The sequence below is a fragment of the Methylotenera versatilis 7 genome (assembly GCF_000799165.1).
In the GTDB taxonomy this organism is placed as follows: Bacteria; Pseudomonadota; Gammaproteobacteria; order Burkholderiales; family Methylophilaceae; genus Methylotenera_A; species Methylotenera_A versatilis_A.
Genome location: NZ_JUGF01000002.1, coordinates 844301 through 860970 on the forward strand (window position 1 = coordinate 844301; position 16670 = coordinate 860970).

General features: G+C 44.4%; 13 protein-coding genes. 12 read left to right on the top strand and 1 reads right to left on the bottom strand.

What is annotated here, in order from left to right; translation table 11 throughout:
* Positions 1-48: 48 nt before the first annotated feature.
* Positions 49-1512, bottom strand: coding sequence for a PLP-dependent aminotransferase family protein (locus K370_RS08055; protein ID WP_047540636.1), 1464 nt, complete (start codon positions 1510-1512; stop codon positions 49-51).
* A 252-nt stretch (positions 1513-1764) separates the two neighbouring features.
* On the opposite strand from K370_RS08055, the gene K370_RS08060 reads away from it, so the two are divergent.
* From K370_RS08060 to K370_RS08115, 12 genes are all read left to right on the top strand, one after another.
* Positions 1765-2808, top strand: a complete 1044-nt coding sequence (locus tag K370_RS08060; protein WP_047540638.1) for an AAA family ATPase — start codon at positions 1765-1767, stop codon at positions 2806-2808.
* Positions 2805-3662 carry a DUF58 domain-containing protein gene (locus tag K370_RS08065; RefSeq protein WP_047540640.1) on the top strand — a complete coding sequence of 286 codons (858 nt, stop codon included), beginning with the start codon at positions 2805-2807 and terminating at the stop codon, positions 3660-3662. Before K370_RS08060 ends, K370_RS08065 begins: the two co-directional genes overlap by 4 nt.
* A 28-nt stretch (positions 3663-3690) precedes the next feature.
* A complete protein-coding gene (locus K370_RS08070) occupies positions 3691-4611 on the top strand; it encodes a nonribosomal peptide synthetase MxaA (protein ID WP_235272721.1) in 921 nt (306 codons plus the stop codon).
* Positions 4611-5588: a vWA domain-containing protein gene (locus tag K370_RS08075; RefSeq protein WP_047540646.1), complete on the top strand. Its 978-nt coding sequence runs from the start codon at positions 4611-4613 to the stop codon at positions 5586-5588. Before K370_RS08070 ends, K370_RS08075 begins: the two co-directional genes overlap by 1 nt.
* On the top strand, positions 5573-6109 hold the full coding sequence (locus K370_RS08080; protein WP_047540649.1) for a hypothetical protein: 537 nt from the start codon (positions 5573-5575) through the stop codon (positions 6107-6109). The genes K370_RS08075 and K370_RS08080 overlap by 16 nt, the downstream gene beginning before the upstream one ends.
* A complete protein-coding gene (locus K370_RS08085; RefSeq protein ID WP_047540651.1) occupies positions 6106-7053 on the top strand; it encodes a vWA domain-containing protein in 948 nt (315 codons plus the stop codon). The genes K370_RS08080 and K370_RS08085 overlap by 4 nt, the downstream gene beginning before the upstream one ends.
* A 185-nt stretch (positions 7054-7238) precedes the next feature.
* Complete coding sequence (locus K370_RS08090) at positions 7239-8675, top strand: sigma-54-dependent transcriptional regulator (RefSeq protein WP_047540654.1); 1437 nt, start codon at positions 7239-7241, stop codon at positions 8673-8675.
* Between the two features lie 146 nt (positions 8676-8821).
* The gene (locus K370_RS08095; protein ID WP_047540657.1) at positions 8822-10237 is read left to right on the top strand and encodes an AAA family ATPase; all 1416 of its coding nucleotides are present in this window, start codon (positions 8822-8824) and stop codon (positions 10235-10237) included.
* A 114-nt stretch (positions 10238-10351) separates the two neighbouring features.
* The gene (mshL, locus tag K370_RS08100; RefSeq protein WP_419177395.1) at positions 10352-12214 is read left to right on the top strand and encodes a pilus (MSHA type) biogenesis protein MshL; all 1863 of its coding nucleotides are present in this window, start codon (positions 10352-10354) and stop codon (positions 12212-12214) included.
* Between the two features lie 29 nt (positions 12215-12243).
* Positions 12244-13665, top strand: coding sequence for a hypothetical protein (locus K370_RS08105; protein ID WP_088177656.1), 1422 nt, complete (start codon positions 12244-12246; stop codon positions 13663-13665).
* Between the two features lie 68 nt (positions 13666-13733).
* Positions 13734-15440 carry a GspE/PulE family protein gene (locus K370_RS08110; RefSeq protein WP_047540659.1) on the top strand — a complete coding sequence of 569 codons (1707 nt, stop codon included), beginning with the start codon at positions 13734-13736 and terminating at the stop codon, positions 15438-15440.
* A gap of 9 nt (positions 15441-15449) precedes the next feature.
* Positions 15450-16655 carry a type II secretion system F family protein gene (locus K370_RS08115; protein WP_047540662.1) on the top strand — a complete coding sequence of 402 codons (1206 nt, stop codon included), beginning with the start codon at positions 15450-15452 and terminating at the stop codon, positions 16653-16655.
* Positions 16656-16670 lie beyond the last annotated feature (15 nt).

The window sequence follows — 16670 nt, forward strand, 5'->3', positions numbered from 1 at the left end:
TAGCGTTCTATTTGCGTTTTTCAATACATGATGAACGGTAATTTCGCCTTATCGTTTTGTAAAAGCTTTTTTCAATCTTAGTATCCCAGTTTCCAGTTCGGTAATATCTAAACTACCAAAACCAAGTCTGATTGCCTGAATCTCCTCAGCAGGTTCTGAAAATGTGGCGCCCGGTAGAATTCGTACTTGTTCAAGTAAAGTGGCGTTTACCAAGTCATTAATATCAATGCCGGCATTTAAGCGTAACCAAATAGCCAGACCGCCATTGGGCGCATCAAAATTCACAAATTCCCTTAAATGCGTGTGAATCATCTCTATTAATAGGTTTCGGCGTTCGTTGTAAATTTTAAATGTTCTGCGGATATGCCGTTTAATTTCGCCAGAGGCCATCAGTTCGGCAACGGCTAGTTCGGTGATGGAGTTGCCTTGCCGATCAATAATCATCACCTCATTTGCGCATTGGTTAATAAATTCTTTGGAGGCTACCAAGTAGCCCACACGTAGGCCGGGAGCAAGCACTTTAGAAAGTGAGCCTACATAGATCACGTGATTATGATGATTGGTACTTGCAAGCGGGAATACAGGGTGGTGTGAAAAGTGGAACTCATGATCATAATCATCTTCAACGATGAAAAAACCATACTGCTCTGCTAGCATTAATAGCTTTAATCTGCGTTCAGCCGTCATCATCACAGTGGTTGGAAATTGATGGTGCGGTGTTACATAAATCGCACGGATGGCATGTTTTTTACACAGCTTTTCAAGCGCTATAACATCAATCCCCTGCTTGTCTAAACCTACGGTAAGAATTTTTGCGCCGCACGTTCTAAATGCCTCGCGTGCAGGCGGATAGCTCAGATTCTCAACAACGACATAATCGTTTGGCTTAATCAACGCTCTGGCCGCCAAGAAGATGCCCATTTGACTACCGCGTGCGATGCAAATTTGATCAATATTGACGTTAAGTCCTCTTTCCAGATTAAGCATGGTGACGATCGCTTGTCGTAAAGCAAGCATGCCTTTAGGGTCGCCATAACCTAATTTATTATTTTTAGTGGGTGACAGTAATGCGTGGCGAAACGCTCGGGAAAGAATCTCAAAGGGAATGAGGCGTGTATCGGGAATGCCGTCATTAAAATCAATTAGATGCTGCGATGGTGGGTGATAGTCGGTAAGCGACAGAGTTGCGTTGCTGGTTGGTATGTGCGATTCGACTGTTAACTGATTATTTGTGGGTGCAATCGTAAAGCGGGGAAGGTTAGCAGAAACAAATGTACCTCGACGACTTTCTGTTGTCAGCCAGCCCTGAGCAATCAGTTCATCATAAGCCAGCACAATGGTTTTTCTATTGACCTTGAGTTGTTCTGCCAGTTCTCTGGTCCCCGGCATGGTGGTAGAGGGCGTTAGACGTCCCCTTTGAATCTCATCCATAATCTGTTGAGCAATCTGCAAATATACGGACACCCCTGAGGTTTGGGTGATGGTTAAATTTAAGTTCCATGAACGTAGCATGATGTTCTCGAATGACTAAGATACAAATCTGGACTATCTATATACAAGTATATTGTAAATTTTGCTGGACCACTAAAGTTATTCAATCTGGAGGATTGTAGGATAGTTACATTCTGTTACATTCCTATAACGGTTTGTTACAAGAAGTGAAATTATTTGTACAACAAGGCTTGCTAATTTTATTTAATGAACTTGATTGAGTCCTCTGGTAGTGCAATTAACCAGAGCAATTTGAGTAACGGAAGGAGTTCTATGTCACCACCATTAGATCATCAACTCACAGACTGGCGCAGTCACGCGTTGAAGTTAGAGAGTGAAGTCAAGAAAGTCATCGTCGGCCAGGACAAAGCCATTCGCCTCATGAACACTGCCATCTTTGCGCGTGGCCACGTATTGCTGGAAGGTGGCGTCGGGGTTGGCAAGACCACCTTGCTGCAATCCATCGCCCGCTGTATCGGTGGTGCTTACGAACGTATCGAAGGCACGGTAGACCTGATGCCGAACGACCTGATCTATCACACCTACTTAGGTGAAGACGGCCGCCCCAAGATCGACGAAGGCCCGCTACTACGCGCCGGTGAGAATCTATCCGTTTTCTTCTTTAATGAAATCAACCGTGCCAGACCACAAGTGCATGCCTTGATGCTCCGTGTCATGGCAGAACGCCATATCAGCGCCTTTAAAAGGGAGTATCGTTTACCGCACATGGTGGTATTTGCCGACCGTAACCAGGTCGAAAAAAACGAAACTTTTGAAATCCCTTCTGCTGCACGTGACCGCTTTATGATGGAAATCCCCATTGATATCCCAGCCGATCGCGAACTCAGAAAATCCCTCATGTTCAACCTCAAGTTCCAGCATGCAGAAAACCTGACCAAACAAGTGGAATCCAATGTCTTGCAGTTTGATCAACTGAATAACTTCTCTGACATTCTGCAAAGCCATATCAAAGCCAGCAGCACCATGGAAGACTACGCACTGGACTTATGGGAATCCACTCAATCCCCAGAAAAATATGGCATCAAAATGGACAGCGTCGATGTGAACAGACTGATTCACACCGGTGCCAGCCCAAGAGGCATGGGCATGCTGCTGAAAGCGGCCCGCGTCAATGCATGGCTGCAAAACCGCGATAGTCTGTACCCAGAAGACATTCACGCCGTGTTCCATGAGCTGATCGCACATCGCCTGGTATTTAACGCCATGTATGAAAACCGCAGAACACAACTGGCACGTGAGTTCACGACACAAATCCTGAATACTGTTGCAGTGCCAGCACTCGCTAAAGCCGCATGATTCCGGCCTACGCAAAACCATTTACCTACCAGATCCCCTGGAAGTCCAGCAGCGTGCATTCCGGCGACCACCGCGGATCGCAACGCGGCCTGGGGTTTGAGTACAGAGGCAACCTGTCGCTGGTAGACCATCCGGATGTGCGGCGCATCGATTTGCGCCAGACCTTGCGCGACCCATATGAACAAATACAGGTAAAGCTGTTCAACCAAGACAACACCACACCGATTTTTGCCGTATGCGATTGTTCCAGTTCCATGCAGTTCAAGGGCAGAACCAGAAAACTGGATATTGCCAAAGAAATCGCAGCCTCCATTGCCTACTCCGCCTTTGAGATGAGTGACCTATTCAGCTTTATTGCCTATAACGAACAAGTGATAGAAGAGCTCACCTTACCGTTAAGTCATCACGTCCACCAATCCTTTGAGCTGATCGAGCAACTCACCAACTACCAAAAGTTACGCATCAGTGCTGAAGGCATCCTGGAAGTGCCGCAGTACCTGAGCCAGCACAAAGGTCTGGTGTTCTGGATATCGGATTTCCATATGCCGATACATCTGATCGAACAGGCCTTTAATGCTATGTCAGCGCATCAGATTGTGCCGATAGTCTTATGGGATGAACACGAATATAAAAAGCTGCCCAAATTTGGTTTCGGCAACATGATTGATCCGGAAACCGGCTTAAGCCGCAGCATCTTCTTTAGGGAAGCGGTGCGTGTGCAGTTTGAACAGGCGTTTGTTGAGCGCAAGCAGGCATTGGAGGCTTTGTTTGCTAGGTTTGACTGTCAAGCCATTTATATCCGCGATACCTATAACGCTGAAACCATATCGCGCTATTTTGAGCAGTTTAGCTAGCAGGCATTTAAGTGAGTTTATTTAAAAAATGATGAAAAAATTAATGATGCAATGGATTATGTCCTTTGGCTTGCTGGCTTTTGTGCTGACTGCAATCGCACAGGATACAGAAATAACCGCAGCCAAAATTATAAAAATCAGCAACCCAACACACAGCAACAATATTCAAGTGGGCGCTATATTAACGCGCCAGATTGAGCTGGAAGTTGAATCGCCCTATCAGTTATCGACAGAAACCCTGCCGATGAAGGGCTCTAGTCAAAACGGTATTGAGTTGCGAGAGATTCAAGTAACGACATCCACGAGCAAGCAAGTGACTCGTTATATTGTTGATATGCGCTACCAGGTATTTGCTGCGCAATTTGTGCCAGCTGTGATGCAACTACCTGCAGAAAAACTGGCGCTTACAGGTGGACAGCAAGCCTTATCAGTCAATTTACCTGCATGGAAATTTTGGTTTTCACCGCTTGTACCTAAAGGCATTACCAATGCAAAAGAGAATATGCAGCCTCAATTTAAACCTACGCTAATAGATGTGAGCGGCCATCATCAGCGTTTATGGATATCGTTGGCGATGTTGCTGGCAGGGTTGATTGGATTGGTCTATATCAATGCAGATAAACGCTGGTTACCATTTATGAACGGCGCATTTGCAACAGCGCATCGCAAATTGAAAAAACTACCGCACAATCCGGCTGGCGAAAAACAAGCGCTGACTTATGTGCACCATGCTTTTAACCAAGTCAATGGCGGTAATTTATTTGTAAACCAACTGGATGGTTTTTTAATAGCACACCCTGCGTTTGTCAAATTTAAAGCAGAAATAGAAGCTTTTTTTGAACGCTCAAACCAATCATTGTTTAGCGATGAAAATCAGAATAGTGGTAAATCAATGACGCATTTGATTGTGTTAAGTCGTCATCTGCGTGATTGTGAGCGAGGTGTTTAATGGTTTTGCTACAACCTTGGTTTCTAATATTACTACCGTTAGCGCTGGTTCCATTCTGGCTTAAAAGCCATCAAGGACAACTCTATTCATGGTTGGAAATCGCTCCGCAAGATCGATTTTCCGACATAGTTAACACGCTAATTAAGGCAATTATCAGCTTGTTGTTACTGAGTATTTTCTTGGCACTCGCATCACCGCGTAGTGCTGATAAACAGGTGCAAAAAGTGGGTAAAGGTGCGCAAACTGTATTGGTGATAGACCGCAGCGTGAGTATGGATAAACCCTTTGCGGGACAGTCTACAAGTGGCGTGGCGGCAGAAATTAAGTCGGCCGCAGCAAGACGACTTATTACGGAGTTTATTCAGTCGCGACCAGACGACATGATGGGCGTGGTGGCTTTTACAAACTCGGCGTTATACAGCACTAAAATTACCACCAATCGCAATGCGATTCTGGCGGGGATTAATGCCTCTACCGGTTCTGCGCTTAATCAAACGAATATTGGTGCAGGCGTAACAGCGGGTATTGCCATGTTCGATCAGATTCAAAGTTCTGGTTCCAGAGCCATCATTTTATTGTCCGATGGTGCAGGCAAGTTGAGCCCACGTGTTAAGCAAAAAATTGCCGAGCAATTGACCGAAAAGAAATTGAATCTATATTGGATTGTGTTGCATGAGCCAGATGAAGTGAGCATTTTCACTAAACAGAAGTTTAGAGAAGGGGAAGTTCCGGGCATTGATTTAGACAAATATTTTAGCGGTCTCAAAATCAAATATAAAGCGTTTGAGGCGGAAGATCCGACCACATTGCAGGCTGCATTGCAATATATTGATGCTAAAGAGAAAAATTCTATTCAGTACGCGATTACCATTCCTGGACATGATTATTCTAAGGATTTAATCATGCTGGCATTCGTGCTGAGTCTATTCATATTAGTGATTAAGAATTTAAGGGTGCATTCATGGCAAGGCGCATAAAAAGCAGTAATCTTTTGTTTGGTTTTTTATTAACAGTGGGAGCTTTTGGCACGGCTTATGAAGCTTACCAATGTGGAAAAATTGGTAAGGTGAATCAGGCAATTTTAGCCAATCAGCAAATAGCCGATAACGATTTTCCATATCAGCAAAAATTTGCAGCGGCTTATGATCAGGGCGCTAAGCAAGGCTACAAGCATGCGGTGCAAACGTATGGGCAATTGCTGGAAACCAACCCTGCAAAAAGTGAGCAGGCAAAGATTCAATTCAATGTGGCCAATAATTTGTTTATCTCGGGTTTGGTGCGACGGGTGAATGATGATGGTTCGTTTCAAGATGAAGCGCGATATGCTTACTCGCAAGCCAAAATGGCCTATGAGCAATCATTGCGTCTTGAGCCTACATTGGGCGCAGCTAAATTTAATTTAAGCCTGTTGCATTCAATGCTGGCACAAAATACAAAAATCCCGGCAAAAGAACAATCGACGATGGAATTAAGCAACTTGCCAATAGGATTGCCATGAATAAGCTGTTGATGATATTGAAGGAAAATTATGAAACGGCTTTTTATGTTATCGCGGCAATTCTATTGCTGCTTGCTTTAATTAAGCCAGAAATACAGCTGAAGCAAGAAGTGCATAACTATTTGCTGATAGCTGATGTTTCGCAAAGTATGAATGCGGAAGATGTTCAGTTGAACAATAAAAATGTCAGTCGCATGGCTTACACGCGTCATCTCATGACAAAAATTGTGGAAACTTCACCCTGTGGTACATATATCAGCGTGGGCGTTTTTGCCTCTGACAATGTCGCATTGCTCATCACGCCTTTAGAAGTGTGTGCAAACTATGATGTGATCAACGATACGATAGCGCATATCGAATGGCGTATGGCCTGGAAAGGCGATAGCCGGTTGACTGTTGGCGTGCGTGCTGCTGCGCATTTGTTTGACTCACTTAACGTGCCAGCAAAGTTATTACTTTTTACCGATGGTGACGAAGCGCCAAAGTTAAACGTCACCATTCGGCAAAATTTAGATGGCGTGCAGATTGGTAAACATACCGTATTTGTTGGTGTTGGTGGTGATAAACATGTGGCTGTGCCGCGCTTTAATTCAGCGAATAAATGGATAGGGTTCTGGCCTTCTGGGGAAAATAATACCGCTGGCGGCGGTGTTAACTACACTGATACGAGTTTAGATGATCCGGATCCTGTAGTCGCTTCTGCGGAATATGATCAATATTTATCCAAGCTTGAGGCTGAGCATCTTGAAGAGTTGGCTACAGAAATCAAGGCGCAATACGTGGAGGGAAAAAATACGCCAGAATTTTATCAATTCGTACAACAACAAAAACCTGCGGCGAGTTTTGTAACTGCCTATTCAATTCGTTGGATATATTTGTTACTGGTGGCATTATTGATTGTCGCTACTTTCATTCCGAATGCATTAGCACGTCGACAGACTTAAATTAAGCCGATATTCTGCGCGTTAATAGTCTGTTCATACGCCAGCGTATGTCCTAGGTGCTCAATTAAGTGCATTTGTTGCACTTAATTGAGCTTAAGGCACACTGACATTGATAACCAGCTTTTTAACGGTTATAGTATCCTTAATAAAAAATCACTAAACGTTTCAATTATAAGGATAAATTAATGGCTGAGCTTCGTCCTGTGCTCATGATTATCGATGATGATCCCCTCATTACCGATACTCTGCACTTTGTATTAAGCAAACACTTTGAAGTATGCGTGGCAGATTCGCGCGCGCAAGCTAAAAGTTTGCTTAGGCAACTCGATGAGCCGCCTGCTTTGGCCTTGGTCGATTTAGGCTTGCCACCATCACAACACAAACCAGATGAAGGTTTTAAGATGATTGGTGAGTTGCTAGCGCATTCACCCAGCATGAAAATCCATGTGCTTTCTGGCCAAAGTGATGATGTGAACGTGAAACACGCGCTAGCTTTAGGCGCGCTGGATTTTATTCCTAAGCCATGTGACGTAGATAAACTAAAAGAGCTACTTTTAAACTCATTAAAAGTGCAAAGCGTTGAGTTGACTGAGCAAGCGCAAACCAAACAAGCAGAAGACAAAAATGGTGGCATGATAGGTGAAAGCTTACCTATGCAAACATTAATCACGCAGATTCGCCAGTTTGCCGATTCGCCTTTCCCGGTATTGATTGAAGGTGAATCAGGCTCTGGTAAAGAGCGCGTCGCAAGCAACTTTCATCGCTTTAGTAAACGTGTAAAACAACCATATTTATCCATTAATTGCGCCGCTATTTCGCCCATGTTGGCAGAATCTATTTTATTTGGGCATGCCAAAGGCGCGTTTACGGGTGCAGCAAATGCCAATGCTGGCTACTTTGAAGATGTGAATGAAGGCACGCTTTTCCTAGATGAAATTGGCGAATTGCCGCTGGAAATGCAGGCAAAACTGCTGCGTGTGCTAGAGAATGGCGAATATACGCGCGTGGGTGAAACACAGGTGCGCAAAAGTAAAGCGCGCGTGGTGGCGGCTACTAACCGAGACCTCCGCGCAGAAGTACGTGCGGGTAATTTCAGGTCTGATTTATATCATCGCTTAAGTGTGTTTGCGGTTAAAGTCCCGCCGTTGCGCGATCTGGCTGAGGATAGCTTGATTCTATTGCAACATTTTAATGATTTTTATGCGCGCGAAACAGGACAGCAATCGTTTAAGTTAGATGCAAAAGCGCAAGTGCGCTGGCAAAGCTATCACTTTCCTGGCAATGTGCGTGAATTACGCAATATCATTATTCGCCTGATTGCAAAATATGCGGGATTAACGGTTAATGAGGTACAACTTTCTGCTGAGTTGGATTTGTCTCGTCAAAACGAGATTGATGGCGTGCCAACCATTAGCAATAATGGCGATTTATCGGGCTATGCACTGCAACATTTGCAAAATGAAGCCAACGTTAATTTAGATCAGGTTTTAAAATCCTGGGAAAAAGCCTACGTGGAAGCTGCAATGAAAATCACACACGGTAATTTAAGCCAGGCCGCTAAAATGTTGGGCATTAATCGGACGACGTTGTATAGCCGCATTCAGTTGCAAGAAGAAAAATGAGATTAAAATGCTTATTTTGAGCGAATTGCGTTGTTGGACTGTGCTCGAAAGCTCGCTGTACGTACTTGTACTATCTCGCTTTCTGCGCGCAATCCGCCTAGCACTTCATCTCAAACTAAGCATTTTGTCAATTTTCTAAAGAAGCCATGTATTACGCCCATTTTGGTTTAAAAGAACCGCCATTTAAAATCACCCCCAATACCGAAGTTTTCTACACTGGCGGTAAGCGTGGTGCGGTTCTAGATGCTTTGATTTATGCGATTATCAATGGTGAAGGCATTGTTAAAGTTGTGGGCGAAGTCGGTAGCGGCAAAACCATGTTGTGTCGCATGCTGCAAACCATGCTGCCTGAGAAAATTGAGAGCATTTATCTGGCTAATCCCAGTGTGGCGCCAGAAGATATTTTGCACGCCATTGCATTTGAGCTGCAATTAAAATTACCCAAAAATGCAGACCGTTTAAAAGTGATGCAGGTTCTGCAAAGCCATTTGCTGGCACGTCATACAGCCGGAAAACAAGTGGTGATTTTTGTGGAAGAAGCGCAAGGTATGCCGTTGGCGACTTTGGAAGAAATTAGACTGCTTTCAAATTTAGAAACCAAGCATGACAAACTGCTGCAAATCGTGTTGTTTGGCCAGCCGGAACTAGATGAAAACTTGAATCAAACGCAGATTCGCCAATTGCGCGAGCGCATTACGCATAGCTTTAATTTGGCACCACTAGAGCCTAAAGAAATCGGCGAGTACCTCATATTCAGACTGCGTGCCGCAGGTTATTTTGGCCCGCATTTATTCACAAAATCGGCAGTTAATGCCATTGCAGCATCTGCGCAAGGCTTGGTCAGGCGCGTCAATATTCTGGCAGACAAAGCTTTGCTGGCTACGTTTGCGGATAATCTGTATCAAGTTACGCCAAAACAAGTGCGTGCGGCCATTAAGGATAGTGAGTTTGGCTTGGAGCAGTCCAAGTTAACGGCAAAAAAATCCCAAATATGGATGTGGGCGGCGTTATTGCTAGTCGGGCTAGCTCTGGGCTATTTAGTCAGTCATCTATTGCAGCAATCATCAGCCGCGTCGCAATCTGCAAACATTGTTAACTCACCAGCTTCAACCCAAGATCCGGCTACTAGTTCTGTAACAAATAGCTCTGTAACAAAACCACAAGTGTCAGCAACTGCTGTGATAGCACCTGCAAACGCAGCAGTTTTAGATTCAACAGTGAGTGCACAAAATGACATTCTAAACCGCCGATTAAATATCACATCAAACTGGCTGGTTAATCAGCCCGCCACTACGGTGAGCATTCAGTTGATGGGCGCCAATAGTGAAACGCAATTAACCGCGGATTTAATCAATTTAAGCCAGAAAATTGAGCTGGATAATATTTATGTGTATCGCACCAAGGTAAATAATCAGCCATTCTTAAGCGTGTTATACGGTAGTTTTGCTAACCGTTTTGAGGCTTCGCAAGCACTGAAAAAACTGCCAGAGGAAATACAAAAAAATCGCCCTCAATTACGTACAATTGCAGGCATACAGAAAGAAATACAACAAACGCCATAGTTTGGCGACTTTAATAATTAAAATTTACAAAAAATTCAATGACTTAGTATTGCAATTTAACGCAACTTATGCGATAACACATAGCGTACGCAATTATTAGGGAGCAAGCACGTCGTGCTTAATCAAAACAGTAAATTTAAACGAGTGAAATCAGGCTTGTTGTTTGCCATTTGTTTCGTTGTGGTTGGCTGCGCGCATGAATCAAAAGTACCACTATCCAAAGGTCATATTGATGGCGGATTAACGCCACAAAATACCAATCAAAATGCGCCTGACAATGTAGTGAATACTGCACCAATACCAAAACTTGTTCGCAATAGCCCGCAATTACCAATACCAAAACAAACGACCAAAGTACAAACCTACAGCGTTGTGGTGAATGAAGTGCCAGTGAAGGAAATCCTGTTCGCGCTGGCGCGTGAAAGCAAGCTGAATATTGATATCCATCCATCCATCCAAGGCCGTGTAACCCTAAATGCGGTGGATCAAACCTTACCAGCCATTTTAGAGCGCTTAGCGAAACAAGTCGATTTGACTTACAAAATGGATGGCAATGTGCTCTACATCTCTCCTGATCAGCCTGTTTTACGAATTTATAAAGTGGATTACGTCAATATGAATCGTGATACCAAAGGCTTTATTGGCGCGGCGGCTGAAATTTCCAGCACAGGCCAGAGTGCTAGCACTGGCGCAAATGGCAGTAATACAACAACCAGTACTTCTGGCAACGGTGCAAAAAACAGTTCAAGCACTTCTGTCGATAGCACCTCTAAAAACCATTTATGGGAGTCGTTAATACAAAACCTGAAGGAACTGCTGGCAGAAACGGACAAAGAGGTGATTGTGTCGCGTTTTGGCAGTGTGCCAGAACCCAGCGCGGCAACAACGCCTGCGGCAACATCTTTGGCAGAAGCAGCCAGGGCGACAACAGAAGAACGCAATCAGCAGCGTTCAGAATATAAAACTTTGTTTGCTGCAAACGTAATTGCTAACCCGGAAACGGGTGTGATTAGTGTTAGAGCCACCAATAAACAGCATGAAAAAGTGCAGGAGTTTATTGATAAAGTGATTGGTAGCGCTAAAAAACAGGTCTTAATTGAGGCCACCATTGTTGAAGTACGTTTAAATGATAGTTACCAAGCTGGAATTGACTGGAGTCGTTTTGGTAATCGTGGAACTAGTAGTGACGGATTTACCTTTAACCAGGCGTTAGGGCCAAGTATAGGGCCTGGTTCAACTGCTGGTGCTGGAATTGCGGTTGGGTATATTAACCAAATGAGTTCTCTTGGTAATTTGGCGGCATCTGTAACACTATTGAAGCAGTTTGGGGATACTAAGGTTTTATCAAGTCCTAAATTAATGGTATTAAACAACCAGACAGCAGTACTCAAGGTGGTGGATAACATCGTCTACTTTACAATACAGGCACAGATTTCACAGTCTGCCAGTGGAGTGTCAGGCACAAACCTACAATCATTCACTACAACGCCTAATACCGTGCCTGTTGGTGTGGTGATGAGCGTCACACCACAAATCAGCGACTCTAGTATGGTCAATATAAATGTAAGACCGACCATATCAAGGACTATTGGCCCTGGAAAGCAAGACCCAAACCCACAGTTGGTATATCAGACTGGTGTTAAACAAGGTGAACAGATAGTTAGTTTAATTCCAGAGATACAAGTGCGTGAAATGGAGTCTATGTTACAAATAAGTAGCGGAAATACTGCGGTACTTGGGGGGTTGATGCAAGATGAGATACAACGTAATACGGACGGGGTGCCTGGTCTGATGGATGTACCTGGCGTAGGCAATATTTTTAAAGGTCGCGACGATCTAAATCGTAAAACAGAATTGGTGATTTTTTTGCGGCCGACCGTTATCTCTAACGCCAGTTTGGAAAGCGATGAGTTGCAAAGCTATAAACAATATCTGCCGGCACAGCAATTGCAAAATGTGCTGGAAGAAGCGAATTGATTTGTGGATGTTTGCAGGTAGATTAATCAATGAGTTTACTGATTAAAGCGCTCGATAAAGCACAAGAGGCTAAAGCGAAAGAGACACAAGTCCAAGCGACTAAAATCGAGCAGGCACAGGCAGATAAATCGCTGGAAACCAGCCCCGGTTCCACAGTAAAACGCAAACCTCTTGCCTTAGAAAGTGATGTTCAAAATTCTGCAGCGGAAAAATTGGCCGTAGTAAATGCGTTAGAAATGGAGCTGTCGCCCATATCTAATAAAGTTAAGCGTTTTGAGGCAGAGAGTCCTGCTGGTACTTCAGCGGCGAATGCCGAGCTGCAAGGCGTAGCGACAGCTAGTCGAACCTCTACAACCAGCAAGGCTAATGCAAAAAGTGCTGCCAATGTATTTTCAGCCAAACGTATTGAATCGAATAACCGGAATACGATATTGGCGTTAATTGCGGCTGGTGGCTTGTGTGTTTTACTGGCGATCGCTGCCTATTTTTATCTGTTTATGGATCGTGCACCAGATTTTGCGATTGCAAAACATCCGGTAGTGTCGCCAGAACCATTCACAGACAATGCAACAACCCAGCCTATAGAGTCTACTAAGGTATTGCCTGATAAGCCTGCCGTAGAAGTTGAGAAGCTGGCTGCACCGATAGTGCCTGAAACAAATGAAAATACGGCACGGGCTGAAAAATCTGTTAAAAATGCCGCAAAATCAGCAGTATTTAAGGATGAAAGTTTAGCTGAAAATGAATCGGTGCTAAATGAAATGCTGGTTGAAAAAACACCCAGCAATCCATTAAGTCAGTCTAAACGAAATATTTCGAAGACGGTTGAAGTGGAAGAAATCGCTTCTAAAAGTGCGTCCATTCAAATATCTAAAACCAGGCCGCAAGCTGGCGTGAACCCTGTTTTGATGGATGCTTTTAATGCATATAACGCAGGTGATGATGCAGTTGCCAGCAAGCTTTATAGGCAAGTTTTGCAGCGCGATCTGCATAATGTCGATGCCTTGCTTGGTTTAGGTGCGATTGCACAAAGGCAAGGTCGCGTAGCTGACGCCAATGGTTGGTATGCGAAAGTATTGGAAGTTGAGCCTAGAAACGCTTTGGCAGCGGCTTTTATCCTGAATAGCCAACCACAGAACGATGTGGCCGGTAATGAAAGCCGCATTAAAAGTATGCTGGCAAAGCAACCGGATGATGCGAATTTGCACGCTGCGTTGGGGCATTTTTATGCCGATTTAAATCAATGGCCTGCTGCGCAGCAAGCTTATTTTGATGCTTATGGATTAAATGCCAATGCCGATAATGCGTTTAATTTAGCGGTGAGTTTGGATCAAATGGGTAAGCCGAAATTAGCATTGCCTTATTATCAGCGAGCATTGCAGCTTGCACAGTCAGGCAGCTCAAATATTGACAAAAATGCATTAGAAGCGCGCATTGCAGCGATTCAATAAATGAATATCAACAATAAAAACATGACAACAATGATGATGAACACATTACATAACAACGGATTTCAGCGATGACAGAGCCACGTCGCAAATTACGCTTGGGCGAACTGATGATGCAGCAAGGCCTGATTAGTCAGGATCAGCTGCGTATCGCTTTGATTGAGCAAGAGCAGAATAATATTCCGCTAGGCCGCCAATTAGTGCGCTTGGGTTTTGTGTCTGAAAGCATGGTGCGAGATTTAGTCGCACACACGATTGGGCAGGAAAGTATCGATTTAAGCACTGTAGTCGCCGATAACGATGCGTTAAGAATGGTGCCAGAGGATTTTTCAAGGCGTTATCACTTATTGCCAGTTGCCTATGAGGATGTGACCAAAACCATGATTGTGGCGATGGCGGATATGTTCAATGTGGTGGCTTTAGACCAGTTGCGCGCGATGCTGGGCGGGCAGATTCAACTGAAACCTGTAATGGCTGCAGAGGCGCAATTAGAAGAACACATTGACCAGTTTTATGGCTATGAGCTTTCTGTAGATGGTATCTTGCGCGAGATTGAGACGGGCGAAATTGACTATCAAAGCCTAACTGCGGATGGTGATGAGTATACGCAACCAGTGGTGCGCTTGGTTGGTGCACTATTAATGGATGCGGTCAAACGCACAGCGTCGGATATTCACTTTGAGCCAGAGTTCGCTTTCTTACGCATCAGGTACCGTATTGATGGCGTGCTGCAGCAGGTACGTAGTATTCACAAAAGCTATTGGCCTGGTATCGCGGTGCGTTTGAAGGTTATTTCAGGTATGGATATTGCCGAAACACGTTCGCCACAAGATGGTCGTTTGAACATGAACTTGTGTGGTCGGCCAATTGATTTTAGGGTGTCAACTCATCCGACCATTCATGGTGAAAATATCGTTTTACGCGTGCTGGATCGCGAAAAATCGATTATTCCGCTGGAGCGCATGGGTTTGCGTACTAGCACCTTGGCGCAATTAAAATTAATGATGACGCGACCTGAAGGCATCGTTGTGGTCACTGGGCCAACTGGTAGCGGTAAAACGACAACGCTGTATTCATTACTATCCCATTTGAATGATGAGACGGTGAATATCATGACGTTGGAAGATCCGGTGGAATATCCGGTCACCATGATGCGGCAGACTTCAGTAGCGGAAGTCAATAAAGTCGACTTTGCCAACGGTATTCGTTCCATTATGCGCCAAGATCCTGACATTATTCTGGTAGGTGAAATTCGCGATCAAGACACTGCCACCATGGCTTTTCGCGCAGCGATGACAGGCCATCAGGTATTCAGTACGCTACATACCAATTCTGCACTGGGCGCTTTCCCACGCTTGACCGATATTGGTATTTCGCCCGACATTATGGCGGGCAATATTATTGGTGTAGTGGCGCAAAGGCTGGTGCGTGTACTTTGCCCACAGTGCAAAGAGCCCGTTAAACCGACCGATGAGCAGCGTAAAATACTGGGCGTAAAACGTAACGAAGCAATTCAGATTTATAGGCATAAAGGGTGCAAGCGCTGTAACCAAACGGGCTATCGCGGCAGGATGGCCATTTTGGAGTTATTGCGCATTGATGCTGATATGGATTCGTTAATTGCGCGTCGCGCGCATTTGGATGAATTGCGCAAAATGGCTTTAGAAAAAGGCTTTACCACCTTGGCAGATGACGGTGTACGGCGTATTTTGGAAGGCTACACCAGCATCGATGAAGTGATGCGCGTGATTGATCTAACTGCGCGGCTTGGTCTGTAGTGTCGCATCGTGGCAACGTTTAATTACAAAGCAATTGATCAAACTGGTCGGCATGCGCAAGGCCAAATCGACGCACTAAACGAAGTCGATCTAGAGCTGCGACTGGAGCGCATGGGGTTAGATTTAATCACGTTTAGAACCTGTGCCAAATCAAACAATGCTTTTGCAAAAAACAGAGTCAGCAATCGTGATTTAGTCATGTTTTGCTTTCAACTGGAACAGTTAACCAGTGCTGGTGTGCCAATATTAGAAGGCTTGAACGATTTACGTGAAAGTACGCAAAACCCTTATTTTCAGAAAGTACTGGGCGCCATTGCAGGTGAGGTAGAGGGCGGGAAAATGCTTTCACAAGCCTTGGCTGAGCACCCTGAAGTATTTAATGAAGTGTTTGTGAACTTAGTTGCTGCTGGCGAACAAACCGGGCAATTGCCTACGGTTTTTGATAATTTATCCAATACGCTCAAATGGCAGGATGAGTTGTTAAGCCAAACCAAGCGGCTGTTGGCTTATCCCTTATTTGTGCTAGTGGTTGTGCTGGCAGCAGTGACGTTTTTAATGGTGTATTTAGTGCCGGAAATGGTGAAGTTTTTACATAGCCTAGGCCAGGAGCTGCCATTGAATACGCGAATTTTAATTTTTATTTCGAACGCATTTGTGCAGTATTGGTGGCTGATTTTAACCGTGCCGCTGGTGCTGGCTGTGGGAGCGGTTTCTTACGTTAAACAAAGTGCAGAGGCACGTTATCGTTTTGATTACCTTAAACTTAAGCTGCCAGTTACTGGTGAAATCTTACACAAAATCATTATGGCGCGTTTTGCACGTTACTTTGCGTTGATGTATCAAACGGGAATCCCTATTTTGCAGGCAATTAAAACCTGCGAAAAGATTGTCGGAAACCGCGTGATTGCCGATGCATTAAGCCGCGCGCATGCACAAATCAATGCGGGTGATAGCATGTCTGAAAGCTTTCACAACGCAGGTTTATTTCCGCCTTTAGTGGTGCGTATGATTAAAGTGGGCGAAAGTACGGGTGCGTTGGATAAGTCGTTGCTGAATATCAGTTATTTTTACGATAGAGATGTGAACGAGTTAATGCAAAAAATGCTTAAATTATTGGAGCCAGCTTTAACGGTGATTTTAGGTCTGATTCTGGCGTTTATTATGGTTTCAGTGTTAGGCCCTGTTTATGATTCTTTCAGTAAGATGAAGCTGTAAAACTTAGCTAAACAT